Source organism: Halodesulfovibrio sp. (assembly GCF_025210605.1).
GTDB lineage: Bacteria > Desulfobacterota > Desulfovibrionia > Desulfovibrionales > Desulfovibrionaceae > Halodesulfovibrio.
Genome location: NZ_JAOARI010000032.1, coordinates 20,931 through 41,380 on the forward strand (window position 1 = coordinate 20,931; position 20,450 = coordinate 41,380).

Annotated in this window: 20 protein-coding genes and 1 tRNA gene; 8 read left to right on the forward strand and 13 right to left on the reverse strand. The window is 44.5% G+C overall.

The window, feature by feature from the left end; genetic code table 11:
- Positions 1-73 precede the first annotated feature (73 nt).
- The 12 genes from N4A56_RS12380 to N4A56_RS12435 all read right to left on the reverse strand — a co-directional run bounded on the left by N4A56_RS12380 (position 74) and on the right by N4A56_RS12435 (position 10,709).
- Positions 74-658: a 50S ribosomal protein L25 gene (locus N4A56_RS12380; RefSeq protein WP_293669614.1), complete on the reverse strand. Its 585-nt coding sequence runs from the start codon at positions 656-658 to the stop codon at positions 74-76.
- Positions 659-715: 57 nt separating this feature from the next.
- The gene (locus N4A56_RS12385; RefSeq protein ID WP_293669612.1) at positions 716-1,663 is read right to left on the reverse strand and encodes a ribose-phosphate pyrophosphokinase; all 948 of its coding nucleotides are present in this window, start codon (positions 1,661-1,663) and stop codon (positions 716-718) included.
- A 41-nt stretch (positions 1,664-1,704) separates the two neighbouring features.
- A tRNA-Gln gene (locus N4A56_RS12390) sits at positions 1,705-1,780 on the reverse strand.
- A 4-nt stretch (positions 1,781-1,784) separates the two neighbouring features.
- Complete coding sequence (ispE, locus tag N4A56_RS12395; RefSeq protein WP_295547702.1) at positions 1,785-2,669, reverse strand: 4-(cytidine 5'-diphospho)-2-C-methyl-D-erythritol kinase; 885 nt, start codon at positions 2,667-2,669, stop codon at positions 1,785-1,787.
- A 1-nt stretch (position 2,670) separates the two neighbouring features.
- Positions 2,671-3,210: an ATP-dependent protease subunit HslV gene (hslV, locus tag N4A56_RS12400; protein ID WP_293669608.1), complete on the reverse strand. Its 540-nt coding sequence runs from the start codon at positions 3,208-3,210 to the stop codon at positions 2,671-2,673.
- A 99-nt stretch (positions 3,211-3,309) separates the two neighbouring features.
- Entirely contained in the window at positions 3,310-4,773 is a 1,464-nt protein-coding gene (locus N4A56_RS12405; RefSeq protein ID WP_295547704.1) for a M48 family metallopeptidase, read from the reverse strand.
- Between the two features lie 2 nt (positions 4,774-4,775).
- Positions 4,776-6,233: a cysteine--tRNA ligase gene (cysS, locus tag N4A56_RS12410; RefSeq protein WP_295547705.1), complete on the reverse strand. Its 1,458-nt coding sequence runs from the start codon at positions 6,231-6,233 to the stop codon at positions 4,776-4,778.
- Between the two features lie 16 nt (positions 6,234-6,249).
- Positions 6,250-6,684 (reverse strand): ribose 5-phosphate isomerase B, encoded by a 435-nt coding sequence (rpiB, locus tag N4A56_RS12415; RefSeq protein WP_293669602.1) that lies wholly within the window; start codon positions 6,682-6,684, stop codon positions 6,250-6,252.
- Positions 6,685-6,720: 36 nt separating this feature from the next.
- The gene (locus tag N4A56_RS12420; protein ID WP_293669600.1) at positions 6,721-7,029 is read right to left on the reverse strand and encodes a hypothetical protein; all 309 of its coding nucleotides are present in this window, start codon (positions 7,027-7,029) and stop codon (positions 6,721-6,723) included.
- A gap of 91 nt (positions 7,030-7,120) precedes the next feature.
- Entirely contained in the window at positions 7,121-7,924 is an 804-nt protein-coding gene (locus N4A56_RS12425) for a hypothetical protein (RefSeq protein ID WP_295547706.1), read from the reverse strand.
- On the reverse strand, positions 7,925-9,601 hold the full coding sequence (locus tag N4A56_RS12430) for a tetratricopeptide repeat protein (RefSeq protein WP_295547707.1): 1,677 nt from the start codon (positions 9,599-9,601) through the stop codon (positions 7,925-7,927). It abuts the gene before it with no gap.
- 46 nt (positions 9,602-9,647) lie between these two features.
- Positions 9,648-10,709, reverse strand: a complete 1,062-nt coding sequence (locus N4A56_RS12435; RefSeq protein WP_293669595.1) for an RNA polymerase factor sigma-32 — start codon at positions 10,707-10,709, stop codon at positions 9,648-9,650.
- 227 nt (positions 10,710-10,936) lie between these two features.
- Here N4A56_RS12435 and N4A56_RS12440 point away from each other — a divergent pair, with 227 nt between their 5' ends.
- The 8 genes from N4A56_RS12440 to N4A56_RS12475 all read left to right on the forward strand — a co-directional run bounded on the left by N4A56_RS12440 (position 10,937) and on the right by N4A56_RS12475 (position 20,042).
- The gene (locus N4A56_RS12440) at positions 10,937-13,351 is read left to right on the forward strand and encodes a homocysteine S-methyltransferase family protein (RefSeq protein WP_295547708.1); all 2,415 of its coding nucleotides are present in this window, start codon (positions 10,937-10,939) and stop codon (positions 13,349-13,351) included.
- Positions 13,352-13,356: 5 nt separating this feature from the next.
- Positions 13,357-13,848: a redoxin domain-containing protein gene (locus tag N4A56_RS12445; protein ID WP_295547709.1), complete on the forward strand. Its 492-nt coding sequence runs from the start codon at positions 13,357-13,359 to the stop codon at positions 13,846-13,848.
- Positions 13,848-14,339 (forward strand): N-acetyltransferase, encoded by a 492-nt coding sequence (locus N4A56_RS12450; RefSeq protein ID WP_293669590.1) that lies wholly within the window; start codon positions 13,848-13,850, stop codon positions 14,337-14,339. Before N4A56_RS12445 ends, N4A56_RS12450 begins: the two co-directional genes overlap by 1 nt.
- Positions 14,339-14,869: a hypoxanthine phosphoribosyltransferase gene (gene hpt / locus N4A56_RS12455; protein WP_293669588.1), complete on the forward strand. Its 531-nt coding sequence runs from the start codon at positions 14,339-14,341 to the stop codon at positions 14,867-14,869. The genes N4A56_RS12450 and hpt overlap by 1 nt, the downstream gene beginning before the upstream one ends.
- A 30-nt stretch (positions 14,870-14,899) precedes the next feature.
- Positions 14,900-15,712 carry a DUF3426 domain-containing protein gene (locus N4A56_RS12460; RefSeq protein ID WP_295547710.1) on the forward strand — a complete coding sequence of 271 codons (813 nt, stop codon included), beginning with the start codon at positions 14,900-14,902 and terminating at the stop codon, positions 15,710-15,712.
- Positions 15,713-15,718: 6 nt separating this feature from the next.
- A complete protein-coding gene (radA, locus tag N4A56_RS12465) occupies positions 15,719-17,068 on the forward strand; it encodes a DNA repair protein RadA (RefSeq protein ID WP_295547712.1) in 1,350 nt (449 codons plus the stop codon).
- A gap of 157 nt (positions 17,069-17,225) precedes the next feature.
- The gene (locus N4A56_RS12470; protein WP_295547714.1) at positions 17,226-19,049 is read left to right on the forward strand and encodes a chemotaxis protein CheW; all 1,824 of its coding nucleotides are present in this window, start codon (positions 17,226-17,228) and stop codon (positions 19,047-19,049) included.
- A gap of 342 nt (positions 19,050-19,391) precedes the next feature.
- Positions 19,392-20,042: an NAD(P)/FAD-dependent oxidoreductase gene (locus N4A56_RS12475; RefSeq protein WP_293669583.1), complete on the forward strand. Its 651-nt coding sequence runs from the start codon at positions 19,392-19,394 to the stop codon at positions 20,040-20,042.
- A gap of 58 nt (positions 20,043-20,100) precedes the next feature.
- Here N4A56_RS12475 and N4A56_RS12480 read toward each other — a convergent pair whose 3' ends face one another.
- Positions 20,101-20,442 (reverse strand): DUF190 domain-containing protein, encoded by a 342-nt coding sequence (locus N4A56_RS12480; protein ID WP_293669581.1) that lies wholly within the window; start codon positions 20,440-20,442, stop codon positions 20,101-20,103.
- Positions 20,443-20,450: the final 8 nt, after the last annotated feature.

The following is a 20,450-nucleotide window of genomic DNA, read 5'->3' on the forward strand; positions in this document are numbered from 1 at the left end:
GTTGTGTGAATCGAATAAAAAGGAAATGGCCCCATGCCGAAGCGTGAGGCCAACGATTTCACTAGGAATTCGCTTAATCTTCTGCTTCTTCTGCTTTTGCAGAACCCCGACCTGGTACTACTGCGAGTACTTTAAAGTCGTTATCGTAGTAAGCAGTTACGTTTTCAGGAAGCTCAATTTCGCTAACTTTGAGAGAAGTGTGGATGTCAAAGTCAGTAACATCAACAACAACTTCGTTAGGAATATCAGCTGCTTTAGCAGCTACTGTAATTACCTGACGGTATTCTTCAAGACGACCACCAAGTTTTACGCCTTTAGAAGAACCAGTAACGCGAACCGGAATTTTGATGCGGATTTCTTTGTCTGCATCAACACCGTAGAAGTCAACATGCTGGAGACGGTTTTTGAACGGATGACGTTCAAGTTTCCAGATGAGACATTCTTTTACTTCGCCTTCGATATCGAGAGAGATAACATTGGTAAGGCCTGCTTTTTCGTACAGTTTTACGAGTGGCATTTCATCCATTTTTACAGGGATGTTTTCACCGGTAGTGCTGTAAAAGATACCAGGAACTTTGCCTGCTACACGAAGCTGACGGTTAGCGCCTTTACCAAGACCTTCACGTTTTTCAACGGAAAAAGTAATTTTATCTGACATTTAATAACTCCTTTGAGGTTCCACCACGAGGTTTTTCACTCGCTGCAGATACGTTCTTTATACAAAAAGAACGCTGACGGAGGATTCCGTGTGGATATTATGAATTGCTTTCGCAAGAAGACCTGCAATAGAAAGGACTTCGAGCTTATCGCACTGATTAATTTTGTCGCCGAGCTCAATAGTATCGGTAACAAAAACTTTTGTGAAATCTGAATTACAAAGACGTTCAATAGCTGGACCGGAAAGAACAGGGTGAGTGGTACAAGCCATAACTTCTTTGGCACCGTTGTTCATAAGAACGCCCGCTGCTGCACACATGGTGCCTGCGGTATCGATCATATCATCAACAACGATGGCGATTTTATCTTTTACGTCACCGATAACGTGCATAGCTTGAGCCTGATTTGGCTTGTCACGACGTTTATCAATGATTGCGAGACCAGCGTTGAGACGTTTAGCGTAAGCACGCGCACGTTCAACACCGCCAGCATCAGGAGAAACCAATACGATTTCACCTTTTTCACTCTGGATGCCACGAAGACGATCAAGCATTACTGGAGCAGCGTAGAGGTTGTCTACTGGAGCATCAAAGAAGCCCTGAATCTGACCAGCGTGAAGATCTACGGTTACAAGGCGGTCCATACCTGCAGTAGTCAGGAAGTCCGCGACAACTTTAGCACTGATAGGCGCACGAGGAGCTACTTTGCGATCCTGACGTGCGTATCCGTAGTAAGGAACAACTGCAGTCACACGGCCGACGCTTGCGCGTTTAAGAGCGTCAAGCATAAGGCAAAGCTGCATGAGGTTGTCGTTAACAGGTGCAGACGTAGACATAACAACAAAAACGTCGTCGCCTCGTACATTTGCACCGATCTCGATGCGGCATTCGCCATCGCTGAAAGTTTCACAAAGGGTTGGAGTAAGCTCGCAGCCTAAGTGGCTACAGATTGCTTCTGCCAACGCAGGATTGGAAGAGCCGGTGAGGATTTTTAGATCGCCGTTCATGGTACCATATTGGGGTTATAGTTTGTTACCTGTAAAGTAGATGGCTGGGACGGCAGGACTCGAACCCGCGGATGTCGGGACCAAAACCCGATGCCTTACCAACTTGGCTACGTCCCAGTATTTACAGGTGGTGGAGATATGTGGCAACGCCTTCAGCCTGTAAGGCTGTTGCAGCACGTTTAGCCTGTTCCATCTCTCGATACAAAGCAAAGATGCTAGAACCGCTTCCACTCATGACAGCGCCTTCAGCGCCAAAGCTCATAAGTTTTTCTTTGTACGCCCGCAGCTTCGGAAAGGCCGAGTATACCACCACTTCAAAACTATTAAAAAGCCACAAGGCACGAGAGGAGTGCTTTCTATCTTTTGATGTGGTACTTGTCAAGATTTCTTTCGGATTATTGTCAGCATTGTTGCCAAGTATTGTTTTATCCCATGCATCAAACGCCCAAGGGGTAGATATGCTGATTTCCGGACAAATAAGCACAAGTGAGTATCCAGCGAGTGAAATATTTGATGGTGATAATATGTCACCTATGCCCGTTGCATGTGCAGGAACGTTGTTCAGAAAGAAGGGAACATCTGCTCCGATAGTTACTGCAAGAGTATTTAAACTTTCTGGCGTGAGTTTGTTCGGGCTATATTTATTAAGATAGTTTAGCATGACAGCAGCGTCGGAGCTGCCACCACCTAATCCTGCACCATCAGGTATGCCTTTTTCTACAGCAACGTTGAGGTCAGGCCTCCATCCTGTTGCAGCAGCATATTTTTCCCAGCTTTTGTATATAATGTTTTTTTCCGTGGGGATGGAAATAGCAGGACACCTGAGGTTAAGACCGGTGTTTGCGGGCGCTTTGGCAATAGTTATGGTGTCATATGGTTCCGGTAGGGGAAAGAAGAGGGTATCAAGTTCATGATACCCGTTCTCCCGAACACCAGTAATTTCTAAGTGCAAGTTTATTTTGCACCCCGCACGCAGCATGACTGATTCTGGTTGTGCTAAAGACATGTTAGGCGGTGATTGTTTCAACCGTGAGGTTATCGTTGGTAAATACACAAATTTCTGAAGCAATTGCCATGGCGTTTCGACAAACGTCTTCAGCGCCCATGTCGCTGTGACGTTTCATACCACGCGCTGCTGCAAGAGCGTATGCTCCGCCGCTGCCAATCGCCGCAATATTGTCATCAGGCTCGATCACATCGCCGTTACCGCTGATAATGAAAACATATTCTGCGTCTGCAACAATAAGCATAGCTTCAAGTTTGCGCAGGTACTTGTCAGAGCGCCAGTCTTTTGCCATTTCGACAGATGCACGCAAAAGGTTGCCGCCAAACTCTTCAAGCTTAGCTTCGCAACGTTCAAATAATGTAAAAGCGTCTGCTGTAGCACCGGCAAAGCCAGCGATAACTTTTTCGCGGTAAATGCGGCGTACTTTGCGCGCCTGATGCTTCATAACAATAGATTGACCAAGTGTTACCTGCCCGTCACCAGCCATTGCAACACCGTTAGCGTCTTTTACTGCCAGAATTGTTGTTCCACGAAGTTCCATAACTAGTCCTTATATTATGCTTGTCGAATATGAATCGAAGTTATTCAGAAAGAGTAGGGTACGTTTTTGCCCTTAAATTTAACGGCAAAAAGAAAATGATTATTGCCAGTATGCAGCTCGTTCGTCGCGCTGTTTTTTTATCAGCTTAATTGAATCTGTCTGCTTCTGATTAGTAGCAAGTGCTTCGGCTTTTTTGATATGATATGCTGTTTTCTTAGCGTCGTTGCGGTACAAGGCACTGTAAGCAAGGTGGAGATGTCCGCTAAATTGATCGCCATTTTGACCGAGCATTTTGCCATAAAAAAAGTGTACTTCAGAATCTTCAGGAAGTGTTTTTAATATTTTTTGGTAGTAGTTGGCAGCCGCGTCTGCATCACCTTTGTCATTGAGGAGGCGCGCATAGAAAAAAAGTGTCATGAGATCCTCAGGATTTCTGACGGCGGCTTTTTGAAGTAAGAAAATAGCTTTGTTGGTATCGCCCTTAGTGTAATGGAACCTACCTGCTTCTCGGAGAATCAGATAGTCTTTCGGAGCTCCTTTCAGGGCTTTTTCAAAGTGTGCAGCAGCTTCTTTTACCTTGTTAACTCTGGCAGCAGCAATTCCTAACCCCATATAAATAAGAGGTGTTTTTTCTTGTTTAGAAAAGTAGGCAAGCGCAATGTTAGGATCAGTATACTGTGAACGCACCAGCGTCTGTACACGCCTAAATCGTTCATCATCTTCTGGGCGGTTTTGAAGCTCTTGCGGTAGAGAAGCAACACGGTCAGCAAGGTAATCTTGGCGTTCTTCTACGGCAGGGTGAGTCGACATGTAGGTCGGCATATTAGAACCGGATTCCCATTTGCGTCGGCGGATTTTTTCAAAGCTGCTTGCTAATCCGATAGGATTGTAACCTGCCTCAGTGAGGTAGATAAGTCCCATTTGGTCAGCTTCACGTTCGTCATCCCTGCTGTAACTAAGTAAGGCAGCTTGGCTCGCAGCCATAGAGCCAGTGATGAGTCCACTGGTAATGTCGGACCCTGCACCTGTGGTTGCACCAAGTACAGCCCCAGCGAGCATTCCCACAAGGCTCATAATCTGTACTTTTTGTGATTTCTCAATGCGTTTAGCAATGTGGCGTTGTGTAATGTGAGCAAGTTCGTGAGAAAGAACACCAGCCAGTTCAGACTCATGTTCAAGCTCCAGCAGCATTGCTGTGTTAACAAACACATATCCACCCGGAACCGCAAATGCGTTCAGGGTGTCATCTACGACAACATTAATTTCAAATGGGAATGGCTGAGGAGGAATATTTTTTTTGATTCTATCGAGAAGACCCCTGACGTAAGAAACAATCTCTGGGTCTTCAATAATCGGCATTCGAGACTTAACAAGAACGCTGAATTTTTTGCCAAGCTCAACTTCATCCTTTACACCAAAATTACCGAACGTATCCATAATATTGGCTTTTGCAAGATGAACAGGCGGAAGAAGAACAATAAGCACTGCAACAAAAGCGCACAAAAGATTTTTCCAAAATGGAGTGGATTGTATTGTTTGATAATGTTGCAGTGCTTTTTTCATAATTATAGTACGTCCCATACTGGGCCGGTAGGTGTATCTCGTACATCTACGCCCAGATCGGTAAGTTTTCCTCTAATGGTGTCGGCAGCTTCGAAGTCTTTGTTTTTGCGAGCTTCGAGGCGCTGCACCATGAGTTCTTCAATAGCATCAATAGAGATGTTTTTGCGTGTAGCACGTTTGACCTTAAGCTCATGCAAGAAAGATTCTGCATCAAGACCGAACAGACCGAGGATTTCGCTCCATTTTGTAAGATCAGTCGTAAAGCGTTCGAACAAGGTTTTAGCACCTTCGCTTTTACGCATGCCTTTATCTTCCATTATGCGGTTCATAAGACGAACGATACTGAAAATATGACCAGTTGCACCGGCGGTGTTCATATCGTCAGCCATAGCAGCGTCAAATGCCGCACTCTGGTCTTCGTATTCTTTTACAACATCTTCCGGCAGAGCTGCTTTGCTCCACTTGGATTTGTTGAGTTCATTCGATACAGCCAGCTTGGTTTCATAAATGCGTTTGATGCTTTTTTCTGCATCATCCATGGCAACAAAACTAAAGTCAATCGGGCTGCGGTAGTGCTTTGTCAGCAAGAAGAATCGCAGAACTTCTGGAAGGTACGATTCCAGAATATCACGAATGGTTTTGAAGTTGCCAAGAGATTTGGACATCTTCTCAGAGTCAATTTGTACAAAACCGTTGTGAACCCAGTAACGAGCCATTTCTGTTTCGTTTGCAGCTTCACTCTGTGCAATTTCATTTTCATGATGCGGGAAAATAAGGTCTAATCCGCCGCCGTGGATGTCCAGCGGCTGTGGCATGTGACGATGGCTCATAGCTGAACATTCAATATGCCAGCCCGGACGACCTGCGCCCCAAGGGCTTTCCCAAGAAGGCTCTCCCGGTTTTGCGCTTTTCCACAGAGCAAAATCAAGCGGATCTTCTTTTTCATCATCAGGAGCAATGCGTGCGCCGGAGCGCATATCATCAACATCGCGTCCAGAAAGTTTGCCGTAGTCCTTAAACTCGCGGACACGGAAGTAAACATCGCCAGATGGCGTTGAGTAGGCTTTGCCTTTTGCGATAAGTTTCTCACACATTGTGACCATGTCATCAATGTGTTCTGTACATTTTGGCTCAAGGTCAGCGCGTAGAATATTAAGTGTATCCATGTCTTCGTAGAATGTCTGGATGTACTTTTCTGCAACTTCCTTGCTGGTTAAACCTTCTTCGTTGGCGCGTTTAATGATTTTATCATCAACGTCAGTGAAGTTACGCGCGAACAAAACGTCAAGACCAGTGCTGCGAAGGTAACGAACGAGAACATCAAATACCACTGCGGATCGGGCATGACCAATATGGCAAAGATCGTACGCGGTGATGCCGCATACATACATATTTACTTTGCCTTCGGTAAGAGGAGTAAAAGTCTCTTTCTTATGTGTCAGAGTATTGTAAAGCTGCATGGTCGTAGGTTTCCTTCTACGCTTTGTCGAATTGGTCAATACGGCGCTGGTGACGACCGCCTTCAAATTCGGTTTCGAGGAAAAGTTCAGCAAGGTTTACGGCAACACCTGGACCGGTAACTCGTTCGCCAAGACAGAGTACGTTTGCGTTGTTGTGCTGGCGGGTGAGGCGTGCGTGGAACTCGTTAGTGGCAAGAGCTGCACGAATGCCCGGAATACGGTTGGCAGCCATAGACATACCGATGCCGGTTCCACAAATGAGAATACCCAGTGCATCTTCTTCAAGAACCTTTGCACACACTTTTTCGGCGTACATCGGGTAGTCTGTGCTTTCGGTAGAGTAACAGCCCAGATCTTCGACATCGTATCCCTTTTTAGTAAGGTATTCTACGATGACAACTTTAAGAGAAAAGCCACCATGATCCGCGCCGATAAATACTTTTTTAGACATTGTTACCTCTATGTTACTGACGGCGTGTTTGCCGATTTATGCGTCTTGGTTATGTACTTCTTTGAGTCGTGCAATTTCTTCTTTAAGAAAAGCAATTTGCTTTGCAGCGCTGGTCATTTCAAAAGAAGGAACTGCAGGTTTCTCTTCATTTTCTTCAAGGTGGTATGATGTCACCTTGCCGAGAGCTGCATACTCTTGCTCCAAGCGCTTTTCAAGTTGCTTTATCTCAAAAGAATGAAGAATGTCAGAAAACATGCGTTTTATGTTCTGCTTCCAAACGGTCAGACCAAAGCAAAGGTTTGCAAAGATAGATTTCTCTTTTTCAGGTGCGGAAGTGTCAGACATGATTTCCTCGTGTAGTTTTCAATGCCTAAGCATTGTTATGTTCTTTTACCGTTGCCCTGCCAGCGTCGACAGTAAAAAGTCATACAATAGATTACTGCATTGGTGTAACTTTTGTGTCCGGGGGCAACGTAAGCTCTAAGGCTTTTTGCGTAAAACGTGTTGCCGGTTTCGTGCGGTCTTTAATTAAAAATAATGCACTGCGTTCAGTTCCGGCAATCACTCTAATTTTGTCAGGTAATCCATTATCATAATTTTCAAAAGAAATAGACATGGACTTGTCTTTTCGCTCCCAGACAATAGGATGTCCCTGTTTATTTAAGACAAGAACTCCGTTCGTCAACTTTGGTGACGAACTTCTGTTACTCTGTCCAGAGAATGTATACGCAATATTGGTATCACTCTCAACGTAGGCAGTGTCGTAGACTGCTGGGAATAATTTTGTATAATTTCCACGGAGTAAAGCAACAATGTCTTGAACAGATATTGGCACAGATAACCCCAGTCGTACAAATAATTCCTGACCGGAGTTTGAGTACACTGCGCGTTTGTTGTCCGGTTCATAAATAATAGAACGTGAACTGCTGACGCGCAAACCGGCTATAACTGAGCCGAATGGGCCTAGAATATCAATACGGACAGGGTCGTTACCGTTACCCCATATGCGAAGTGAGGCACGGCTACTGGAATCTGGTGTTTTAAAGCGGAATGATGTGCTGAGGCTGAAAGGATCACTGGGATTTCTGCTTTCTGCTGCTGCACGGTACGTAGCCCATACTTGCTCTGCCTCTATTTGCGATGCCTGCTGGTCTATGCGTATCTGTGGTGCATGTTGTGCACAAGCGCTTAAAAACAATAAACAAAAAACTACAGATGCTAGACGAAGCAGTTTTTTCATTTATAAGTCCTTGAGTTTTTTTCGGATCAACGCAGGATTGCTGTGGCTTTTCAAAGCTTTTTTGTAGCCCTTTCTGGCTTCGGCTTTATTGCCTCGCTGTTTGGCAATGTCACCGTAATGTTCCAAAATGGTTGGATCATTTGTACCAAGAGTTACGGCTTGTGTAATATATGTCCATGCGTTTTTGTAGTCTTCACGTAAAAAATAAACCCACGCTAACGAATCAAGAATATATGGCTGTCCCGGTGCAAGAGTGGCAGCGGTGCGAACCAAAACTAACGCGCGATCTAAATCTTTTCCCATTTCGGCAAGAGTATAGCCGACAAAGTTGAGTGCTTTAAAGTATTCAGGGTCGCGGCTGATTACTTCTTCCATGACTTCAAGGGCGCGTGTCTGATTGCCCATAGCGTGGTAGATAGAACCTTTGGTAAACAATAATTCTTGATCGTTCGGCCAGATAGCAAGGGCAGAGTTTACAGTTTTCAAAGCATCTGCTTGTCGCTTTGCTGCCATAAGCAGTTCTGTTTCGAGCTCAAGTAAAAAACGGCTTTGAGGGTCGCGTTCACGCGCAGATTGTACCAAGCCTATGGCTTCATCCGTTTTTCCGAGTTGGTATAAAATTCGACTTCGGAATTCTAAGCTTTTTATCCAGCTAGGGTGATTTTGTGGAATATTATTAAGTAGTTTAAGTGCCTTGTTTAAATCTTTTTCGTATTCGAAAGCGATAAGAGCAAGGTGGAAGAAAACTTCTACTGGATGATTGTTTTCCGCAAATGGTTCCAGCATTGTTTGGGCTTCTTTATAGAACCCCTCGCTGATAAAGATAGTTGCGGCTTCAATTGTGAATTCCTTAGAAGTAGGTCCAATTTGCACAAGCTCAAGAGCCTTTGCAGGGTGGTTCAATTTCAGGTTCAAATTGATAAGGCGCAACCAGCTGACCTCATTTGAAGTGTCTACTGTAATGAGCTGCTCATATGCTTGCTCTGCAAGCACGTAATCTTGTTTTAACTCATAGAGTCTTGCCAGCTCTGACCATGCTTCAAGCAAAGTGGCTTTCTGTTCTGTTGCAGTTATAAGCTCTTTTTCAGCATCATCATATTTTTTCAGCTGAATAAGTGCTTTTGCAAGATAGAGGCGAGTGACAGGTGTGCGTAGGGACTCGGCACTTTCGCGGAACGCGTCAACTGCTTCTGGGAATTTCCCGCTATCAAAATAGAGTAGACCAATAGCGCGAATAGCGTCGTCGGATTGTGGGTTCGCTTCTAAATAGGTTCGGAGAACTCCGACGGCTTTTTCCAGTTTGTTTTCAAGTCGATATGATTCTGCTTTAAGCAGCACGAGCTGAAAATTCTTTGGAAAGTTTTTGATACCTTGTGTGGCTATTTTTCGTCCGGTAATCGGCTTGTTTGTGCGAAGGTAAAAATTAACAGCCTCAAGATACACTTCAATTGGCGGCGATAGCTTGAGAAGATTGGATAACGCATCCTCGGCGCTGCTGTGGTCGTTTTGTCTTGTAGCTTCTTCAAACAGTAAATAGTGATAGGTGGTTGCAGCTTCTTTGTTAAGTACGTGAGGCAATGCAGCCTGCGGTTCAGGCATGTTTGCAGCACATCCGGAGACGAGCAGTGCGCAGCAGGACACGATAACAGAACGTAGGCGTTTGTTATTTGTACGCATAATAAAAATCCATATTTGGGATAGAAGTTTGGGGTTGTAAGTACCCCTAGCGCTGAATCCAATCTTTGGAAAAATCTTTAATTTCCTTAAATAAATGATCGCGAATCTTTTGCAGCAACCGCGCTTCAATTTGCCTGACTCGTTCTCTGGTTATTCCAAATTGTTCACCAATCTCTCGCAGCGTGACTGGATCATCGGATAATAACCGTTTGTGCAAAATCTCAAGTTCTTTTTCGTTAAATGTGTGTTCAATCTGATTAATTTTTTGTGTCAGCATTTCCGCCATCTGGTGGTCGGAAAGAACATCTTCAATACCCGGACCAAGCGCAGGAAGAAAGTCCATGCGAGTTGCCCCGCCTGCGTCATCACCAACAGGAATGTTCAATGACATGTCAGAAGCGTCGAGCCGTTGCTCCATTTCCACAACTTGCTCTTCTGATACATTAAGCTTCTTCGACAATGTTGCAGCGTCAGGGTCGAACCCCTGAGAAATAAGGCGCTGACGTTCTTTATTCAAATTGTAAAAAAGTTTTCGCTGCGCCTGTGTTGTTCCAACTTTGACAAGTCTCCAGTTATCCATAATAAATTTAAGGATATACGCTTTAATCCAAAAGGATGCATAATAGGAAAATTTAATGCCCTTGTCAGGGTCGAATTTGTTTACAGCTCGCATTAGACCAACGTTTCCTTCCTGAATAAGGTCAAGAACGTTTTGCATCCAACGACGTTGGAAGTCCATTGCGATTTTTACAACGAGACGAAGGTGGGAGGAAACAAGACGGAAGGCTGCATCAGAATCATTATGCTCCTGAACACGTTTGGCAAGTTCAAATTCTTCATCTGGTTTAAGCATTGGAAATTTGCTGATTTCACGCAAATACATGCTTAAAGAATCAGTAGACCGTGTTCGCGCTGTGGCACTTTTATCAACAAATACCGGTAGGGTATCAACTACTTCTTTTTCGCTTTCGTCTTCGTCAGAAATATCGATAACAGGATCAATATCTAAGTTTTCCTCGTTGTCGGAGTCTTCTACATCAAGAAGTTCGACGTCAGCAACTGTTGTCTCTTTGAGGGAATTCTTAGTGTTATTTGTAGATTTGGTCATAATCCTGTTTTTATCTTTTACCCTTATAGCTTGGCATAGACCTTGTTTGTGGCAAGTATCTACGTCTGGTTAACCGTGTGAATGCGTGCTATTTACCAATAACAAAGCATATAGTTTTTGTTTGTTCTTTTCAATGTTTTTCAGTAGAGCAATACTTTCTTTACATAGTGTTCTAGCGTCCTGTGTGGCGATTATTATACCCTTTGGATATGTTTTAGGAGTTGTTTGTGGCTGATTTTCGTAGTGCCTTATCTTCTGGTGAGTTTATATTTTTCGATGGTGCAATGGGAACAATGCTGCAAGCACGCGGGTTGACTGCCGGTGTAAGTCCGGAAGTCTGGTGTATGTCAAACCCTGAGGTGTTACAGGGTGTGCATTGTGACTATGCCCGTGCCGGTGCCACTGTTCTTACCACAAATACGTTCGGTGGAACTTCGTTCAAGTTGCCGGAAGGTATGGATGTTGTTGGTTTCAACCGTGAAATGGCTGCTGCGGCAAAGCGCGCCGCTGTAGAATCCGGTCGAGAAGTGTATGTGGCTGGCAGTGTCGGACCAACTGGACATTTTTTGCGCCCGCTGGGTGATCTTGAATTTTCTGAATTGGTTGATGCGTACAAAGACCAGATCACAGGGCTGGTTGAGGGCGGCATCGATCTTGTTATTTGTGAAACTCACTTTGATGTAGCAGAGCTTCGTGCGGCAGTGGTTGCTGTGCGTGAAGTCTGTGATCTTCCCGTGGGTGCATCCATGACGTTTGAAAACGGCATGTCATTAACCGGTTCCTCCCCTGAAGTTTTTGTCGAAACCATGCTTAACATGGGTGTCGATTTTGTTGCAACCAACTGTAGTGCAGGACCTGAGCAGATGGTCTCTGTTGTTCAGGAGATGCTTGATTATTCAACTGTGCCTGTGTTGGTCATGCCTAATGCTGGTCTCCCAGAACTGGATGAAGACGGCAGTACAGTATTCCGCCTCGATCCTGAGTCATTCGCAACACAAACTAAAGTGTTTGCTGAAATGGGTGCGCGCTGCCTTGGCGGCTGTTGCGGCACTACCCCTGAACATATCTCAGCGCTCGCCGCGGCAGTGGCAGATTTGACTGCAAAACCAGTTCTTCGTGAAACTGATTGCTTCTGTCTGACATCCCGTTCTCAAGCTGTTCGTTTTGGCATCACATCACCTACACGTATTATTGGTGAGCGCATAAACCCTACAGGGAAAAAACAGCTTATTGCAGAATTACAGAGTGGGCAGCTTACCTCTGCTTTGATGTTTGCACAGGAGCAATTGGACTGTGGCGCGCCTGTGCTTGACGTGAACGTAGGTGCTCCAATGGTTGATGAGACAGAAATTTTACCGGAATTACTCGGTAAACTTGTTTCACAATTCCCCGTACCATTGTCCATTGACTCATCCAATATGGATGCTGTTGAAGCTGCCTTAAAGGTATATCCTGCTTCTTCACTGGTGAACTCTATCAGTGGTGAAGAAGGGCGTCTCGACCGCCTTGGGCCTTTGTGCAAAAAATATGGTGCGCCTTTTATTATGCTGCCGTTGACAGGCAGTAAGCTCCCTGTTGCTGCTAAAGACCGTATAGCAATCATTGATGACATGTTAGAAAAAATCGACGCGCTCGACATTCCGCGGCGTCTTGTTATCGTTGATGTGCTTGCACTTGCAGTATCTTCTAAACCAGAAGCTGCGTTGGCTTGCTTGGACACAGTAGAGTACTGTACAAAGCTTGGTTTGCCGACCACTATCGGGCTTTCCAATATTTCATTCGGCTTACCGGCAAGACCGTTGCTCAACGGTACATTCCTTGCCATGGCTGTGGCTAAAGGGTTAAGTTCCTGCATCGCACACCCTGGCAACCCGCAGATTTGTGAGACATTGGCTGCAGCTGAAGTGTTGATGGGACGTGACGAAAATGCGGCAAGCTTTATTGCCGGTTTCACTGAGTGGAAATCTGGCGCAGGTACTGTCGTTGCTGGTGGTTCTGTTTCCAGCAGTGCAGCAACAACTGTTTTTGATGCGGTTGTTAAGGGTGATAAAGACGCCGTTATCGGTCTGATTAAAAAAGAATTAGAAAATAATATCGAGCCGTTTGAAGTTGTTAACGGAATGCTTATTCCGGCTATCACAGAAGTAGGGATGAAGTATGAGCGTAAAGAGTACTTCTTACCCCAACTGCTTCGTTCGGCTGAAACTATGCAGCATGGCTTTTCTTTGCTGCGTCCGCTGCTTGAAAAAGATGCCGCGGCAACTGTTCGTCCAAAAGTAATAATGGCAACAGTTGAAGGTGATATTCATGATATCGGGAAAAATATTGTTTGCTTAATGCTGGGTAACCACGGGTTTGATGTGGTTGACCTTGGCAAAGACGTGAAAGCAGAAACCATTGTTGATGCAGCTGAAGAACACGGTGCAAAGATTATTGGTCTTTCTGCGTTAATGACGACGACTATGGTACGCATGGAAGATACACTAGAATTACTCAAAGAACGTGGCATGGATGATGTGAAGGTAATGATCGGCGGCGCGGTGGTAACAGCTGCGTTTGCAGACACTATCGGCGCACATGGCTATTCTGAAGATGCTGTATCTGCTGTACGAGTCGCCCAATCTTTCTTAGAGGAGAGTTAGTCAGTATGAAATCTATTAAATCCGTAATGCGCGTTGTACTGTTGTGCATGGCTGTTGCTATTGTTTTTGGGGTACAGTCTGCTAAGGCTGAGCCGCTCAAGGTTGTTGATACTCCAGAAGTTATAAAGCTCATCAACAGTGGTAAGGGAAAAGTTACAGTTGTGAACTTCTGGGCATCGTGGTGCCCGCCTTGCCGTGACGAAATTCCGGATTTAAAGAAAACTCGTGCTGCTTTTTCTGAAGATCAATTGTTGCTGGTAGGCGTTTCTGTCGATGAAAATGCTAAGTCAGCAGAAGAGGCTGTGGCTGATTTTACAATAAATTACCCTGTAGTACTTGCAAAGCCGGATGTGTACGAAGCCTTTGGTATTCAATCTATTCCTCGGCTTTTGATATATAACCCTAAGGGTGACCTTATTATAGATCATGTAGGACCTGTGGCTTTTGAAGAGCTCAAAAAGGTCATTGATGAAGTTTTAAAGGAAAACGCTAAATAATGCCTGAACCGTTTATTCGCAAAGCACGGATGCAGGATGTGAAGAGAATTCACCACCTGCTGATGACGTGTTCTACTCAAGGACTCCTTCTTCCTCGTTCTTTAACACAGTTGTACAATTGCCTGCGGGAATTCAACGTTCTTGACCCCGGTGATGGGGGAGAGATTATCGGTTGTTGTGCTCTTTCTATTGTATGGGAAGGGCTGGCAGAAATTCGTTCTTTAGCAGTGGATGAAAATGCCCGTCGCGGCGGGTATGGTCGTAAACTTGTCGAGGAATGTTTAGATGAAGCTCGCACATTAGGTATTTACAAAATCTTCACTCTCACCTATCAAGATGCCTTTTTTCGGAAGCAAGGCTTCGTAGAAGTGTCGAAGGAAGTACTGCCGCAAAAGATTTGGGCAGACTGTGTTAATTGTCCAAAATTCCCAGAGTGTGACGAAATAGCCATGCTCTTAGAGATACAACCAGATGATTCTGGAGAGAGTTAATGGAAATCAAGGAACTTAAAGTAGTTTATAGCGAAGAACAGATTCAGGAACGTGTTAAAGAGCTTGCAGCGCAGATTAACAAAGACTTTGAAGGTGAAGACCTTGTAGTTGTTTGTGTGCTGAAGGGCGCATTCATGTTTTTCTCTGATTTATTAAAGCATCTCACTGTTAAGCCCGAAATAGATTTTGTGCGTTGTGCAAGTTACGGCAACAACACAACTAGCTCTAAAACAGTATCTTTTACGAAAGACCTCGAAATTTCTATCGAAGGCAAGCATGTTCTCATCGTAGAAGATATTGTTGATACCGGTCATACAATTACTTTCCTCATGTCTCAGCTTAAAGCTCGTGGTGCAAAGTCTCTTAAACTTGCTTCCGTCGTGGAAAAACTCGAGCGTCGCGAAACAGAAGTTGTTGTGGATTACCCCGGCTTTATTCTGGAAAAAGGATTCATTGTCGGATATGGAATGGACTACGCCGAAAAGTATCGTGAGTTGGGAGCTATTTACGAAGCCACTGTAATCGACTAACGGTTTTTGAAAATGTAATTGGGAAGCGTTATGCATATTACCTGTCCAAATTGTTCTACAAAGTTTAGTCTTCCAGACGAAATGTTTAAAGATGGAGCGCAAGCTCGTTGCACAGTGTGTGATGAGGTGTTTCCGCTTATTCAAACATCTGATGAAGACGTCGCAGTAGAATTACAAAAAGAAATATCCTTATCTGACCAAGCTGAAGCAAAAGAGACCAGCGCTCCAGAGGAGAGCTATGATGCTCTTATCGGAGACGAGGGTACATTTGGGCTTGGAGATAAACCAAAAAAGAAAAAATCCGGCAATGGCTGTCTGATCTTTTTCTTGACTCTTCTTTTGCTTGGCGGTGCTGCTGCCGGAGCATGGTATTTAGCACCTGAGCTTGTGAGAAGCTTCTTGCCAAAAGAAGAAGTTGCAAAAGAAGCTCCTGTCAGTGCTGTGAATGATGTTTCCCGAATATCACTCAAAAATATTAGTCAATATTACATAACAAACGAAAAGATCGGTCAGATATTTGTTATCGAAGGTGATGCGGAAAACCGCTTTGGTGTTCCTAAGGAACTTATCAAGGTGGAAGCAACACTGTATGATGCTAATAATGCCGCAATTGCCAGCAAAAAACAGCTTGCAGGTTCTAGTGTGTCTTTATTCCAGCTCCAAGTTTTGGCTGTGGAAGAGCTGGCTGACGCACTGAATAACAAAGTTGAAATTTTGACAAACAATACCAACGTAATGCCTGCTAGATCTGTTCACTTTATGGTTGTTTTCTATGACCCTCCTAAAGGTGTTGCAGAGTTTGGCGTGAAGGTAATTGAAGCTCAAAATCCGCCTGTTCAGTAGTTTGTTGTGAAAACTCGCGAAATATATATTTGTTCTGCTTGTGGCGCTTCAGCCGCACAATGGCGTGGACAATGTTCGAATTGCAAGGAGTGGAATACTCTTGAGGCTCGCACCGTATCCAAGGAGCAAGCTAAAAGGCGTGGTTCCACTCCTTTAGTCTCATCTGGTTCTGCCATTATACCGCTAAAGGATGTGAAAGAAGACGACCATACCCCTTTTGAAACTGGTATGGCAGAACTTGACCGCATCCTTGGTTCTGGGCTTGTTCCGGGTGCGGCGTTGCTAATCGGTGGTGAACCGGGCATTGGCAAGTCGACGTTACTGCTGCAAGTAGCGGGAAGCGTTGCGGCGGCTGGTCGAAGTGTCTTGTATGTCTCTGGTGAGGAGTCGCTTGGGCAATTGCGTGCCCGCGCCGCTCGTCTTGATGCTTTGGATGAGAATCTTACGGCAATTTCTACTTCAAAACTGGATGATGTTTTGCCTGCGCTTGAATCATCCAATCCACCAGATTTATTGATTGTTGATTCAGTGCAGACTGTTTCTTCTTTGCGTGTGGAAGGTTTGCCGGGCAGCGTGACACAGGTTCGTGCTGTATCCATTGAGCTTATTGAAACATGCAAGCGCGTGGGAACGTCATTATTGCTTGTAGGGCATGTGACGAAAGATGGTCAGCTCGCTGGGCCTAAGCTTCTTGAGCACATGGTTGATACAGTTATTTCCATCGAAGGTGACCGTAGGCAGCGGTATCGTATCATGCGTGTGATGAAAAACCGTTTTGGTCCCAATCAGGAACTTATTGTTTTTGAAATGGTGCAAGATGGAATGCAGATTGTTGATGACCCTTCAACATATTTTCTTGGAGCGCGTGATCCGCAATTGTCCGGCACTGCTGTTGTTATGGCTGTTGACGGGCAACGACCATTTGCTGTTGAGGTACAGGCGCTTGTCAGCCGTAGTTATCTTTCAATTCCACGCCGTACAGGGCTTGGCTTTGATGTGAACAGGCTGCACTTATTGCTGGCTGTTCTGGAAAAAAGGCTACGCCTCAACTTTGCAGAAGTTGATATTTATGCAAAAGTCGGCGGCGGTATGAAATTACAAGATCCTGGAATGGATTTGGCTTTGATTGCTGCTGTGCTTTCATCTTTTTATGACCGTCCACTTCCACCTAAATCTGTGTTGTGGGGCGAGGTTGACTTGAATGGACAGGTTCGTCCTGTCGCATCTCAGGACATTAGGCATCGACAGGCGGCTAGACTTGGATATCGTCCTATATTATGTCCAGAAACAGAGCCGGAAACGGGACTGCGTACAATTGTGCAGTTGCAGGAAGCTCTTTTTAGTAAGAATGGATAGAAGAGTGCGCGGGTGGTAGTGCCCTTTGATGTTTAGGATGCAGCAATGCACCAAAACCTCTTTGAGAGTTTTGGTGTTTTTTTTGCCGCTTTTTTTGACGTATTATACTGCGTTAGTGCCAGATGGCTTTTGATTCGATAATAAAGGTTGTTAAACAATGGTAGACAGTGTGCGTATGCAGAGTGATGGTGTTAAGCACCACGCTAATATTTCAGGAAGTGCTCAGGCGGTTTCTGATAGTCGACTGTGCGCGCTCGTCTATATTCGACTTAAGCTACAATCGGATCTTGCCAGTGACACTCCTGCTTCTTTGTTTGCTGCACAGCAAGAGCAGGGTACTATTTTTTATCTTCCAGAATTAACAGCACTTCCTAGCCTTGATGAATATACAGTAGGTGCTCGTTATCTTCAGTATCATGTGTTAATTCAGTCGCCTGACCTTGATGGAACACAAAAGCAATCTTCGCTGTTCGATTCGTTAGGAGAATCAGAATCAGAGTTGCTTGGCGTTATAAAGAATGAGCATAGCAAAGATGCGACTGAGATTTTTTCTCAATATTTTCTATCAACAGCAGGCAGGGGACAAGCAGCGTTCGAGGTGGTAGCAGACGGGCTAAAGGGACTGCTGCAACCCATGTTAACATCGCCTGAATTAGAAGTTATACTGCCTGATGTTAGTACAGAAGATACTGCTTCAAAGCCTGAATCACTTCCTGCACCAGATGTTGTTCCTCAAGAACAGCAAAGTGAAATGTTGCCTGCTCATGATATTGATATCATGGCTGATTTTGTAGCTCCTAGCCATATAGAAAAACAGAAGAGCGGGGTTTCTCTTTCTACTGAAGATTATTTTGAATCAATGTCGTTAGATGTAGATTCGGGAACTTCGATGCTTGCGGGTGATCTGATTGAAACACTCGTTGGTGTTGAACGTCCTTTTTCTGATTTTGAAAAAGCTACCTTTACCACGTCATCCGGCTTTGCAGCACAAGAGGCTAAGCTCGACAAGCTGATATCCCGTGTGAGTGAATTATCGGGGATGCAGTCTCAGTTATATGACTATGCAGTGCAGTCAGAGGATGATCTTTTACGTAGTATGGCGGATGAATTTGACCGCCTGTACTGTGTGTTGCGTGATTCCGCACTCGAGTTGAGAATGACGCCGCTAGAGCCTTTGCTGATTTCTATGAAAGAATGGCTTGAGGATAACATTCAGGCGACTGGGAAACAACTGCTGTGCTCTGTGGAAGGGCAAGACGTACAAGTCGATACTGTTATTGCCGAATCTGTCTGTGATGCTCTTGCTGCGTACTTTTCAGATTGCCTTCCGCTTTTTTTATCTGCACATCCCACTATACAACTTGCATTGAGCGTTGAGTACTCTGGCGCAGACGTCCTGCTCGTGATTAATTATTCAGGAAATGATTTGGATTCTGCTGAGCAGAATGTATTTCTCCCAGATGCGCTGTTACGCTTGCAGGAAGAGCTTCTTGCTTTGCATGGAGGCATGTCGGTTGCGTGTGGTGAGAACGGCAAATCCAGTCTGAATTTAAGCTTCCCCGTAACGCAGGCAATGATTGAAGGGCTTGTAGTGCAATGCGGTGATGAGCAATACATTGTGCCAATGAACCAAGTGGCAGAATGTGTTGATTGCAGCCCTCGCATGGGGGTAGAAGTCAGAGAGCGCACAGTTCTTATTGGCGGTGAAGCTGTTCCGTATGTACGCCTGCGTGACTATGTCGAGCTTGAGGGGCGCGGAGATCATGAGCAGTGCATTGTTATCCAGTCACTTTCTGGTACGTTTGGTCTGATCGTAGATGGGATAGCAGGAGAGCTGCAAGCCGCGGTAAAACCTTTAGGGGTGTTGTATCAGCACATTGAGATGATCTCGGGTGTTACTGTTAAACCTGACGGCATTCCTTGTCTCGTGCTTAATTTGCAATATATGCAAACGGTGGCAGAAGATTTACTAGGCACATAACCATGCAAGTTGTGCGTCCAAACAAAAAATGTAAAATTTCACTTTTTACATTTTTTCAAAGAAAAATATTAAAAAGCAAGCAGTTATCTGTTTGCTTTTCTTTTTTTACGAACGAATGTTAATAATATGCGATATGTAGCATGGTATAACGTGCTAAAAAGTAATTATATTTTTTTTAACCAATTTCTTTGGCTGTTGTATACGCAGTTCAGTTTTTTGATAAACATAGACACTGAGTTATCAGTAGTGTAAAAGCCCACCATAACAACAGTGGTAAAAAAATCTTTTAAAGCAATCTGATAATCATTTTATAATAAAAATAACTATTAAGAGGTACGCGAGATGACAACTCCTGATGGTGCAATTTTACAGCGCGACAAGCAGACCTATGCAATCGTTCCACGTACTCCGGCAGGCATGCTTACTCCAGACGTTCTGGAGACTATTGCATATGTCTGTCGTAAGTACGAAGTACCAATTATTAAGATTACTTCAGGTCAGCGCATGGCTCTTGTTGGTATGAAAGAAGAGCAAGTTGAACCTATTTGGGAAGAACTTAAATGGAAGGTTGGACGAGCAACTGAGCTTTGCGTTCATTATGTTCAGGCATGCCCAGGTACAGCTGTCTGTAAGCTCGGCGTTCAGGATTCCCTCGGTTTCGGTTTAGAAATCGAAGAGTCCATGTACGGCAAGCCTTTCCCTGCAAAAGTTAAGTTTGGTATTTCCGGCTGTCCAATGTGCTGTGGCGAAAGCCGTGTGCGTGATATTGGACTTATTGGTACAAAAAAAGGCTGGGAAGTTATTGTAGGTGGCAACTCCGGTCCTCGTCCACGTATCGGTGATACTCTCGCTAAAGATCTCACTCAGGAAGAAGCTCAGGCTCTTATTGAAAAGTTCCTCGACTACTACCGTGAGAATTCCGGCAAACGTGTCCGTATTTCCAAGTTTGTGGAAAAAATGGGTATCGATGCAATTAAAGAAGCTGTGTTATAGTATTATATAAACTAAAAAGCTCAAAGAGATGCAGTTATTGCAGGTCTTTGAGCTTTTTTTATGCCCTTTTTTCGGCTGTAGGAATAACTGTTACGTCTTCTTGTAGAATAAGTGCTTCGGGAGCAAATTGTCTTAATTTGGGAATAAAGCTTTGAATATTCTCTTTTGTGTCGATAATTTGTATAAGAAGGGGGAGGTCTTCGGAAATGCGCAACACTCCCATAGAGTGTATTTTCTTGTCGCGTCCGTAGCTGTAAAGCCCGCGGAAGACAGAAAGTCCAGCTAAGCTTGCGTGTTGTGCCTGTTCCATGATGACTTCATGCAAGTTTTTTCCTTCAAATTGATCTTTTTCACTGATGTAAATGCTCAATCGTTGTGCGGTACCTTGCAGTGTATGCATAGTATTCT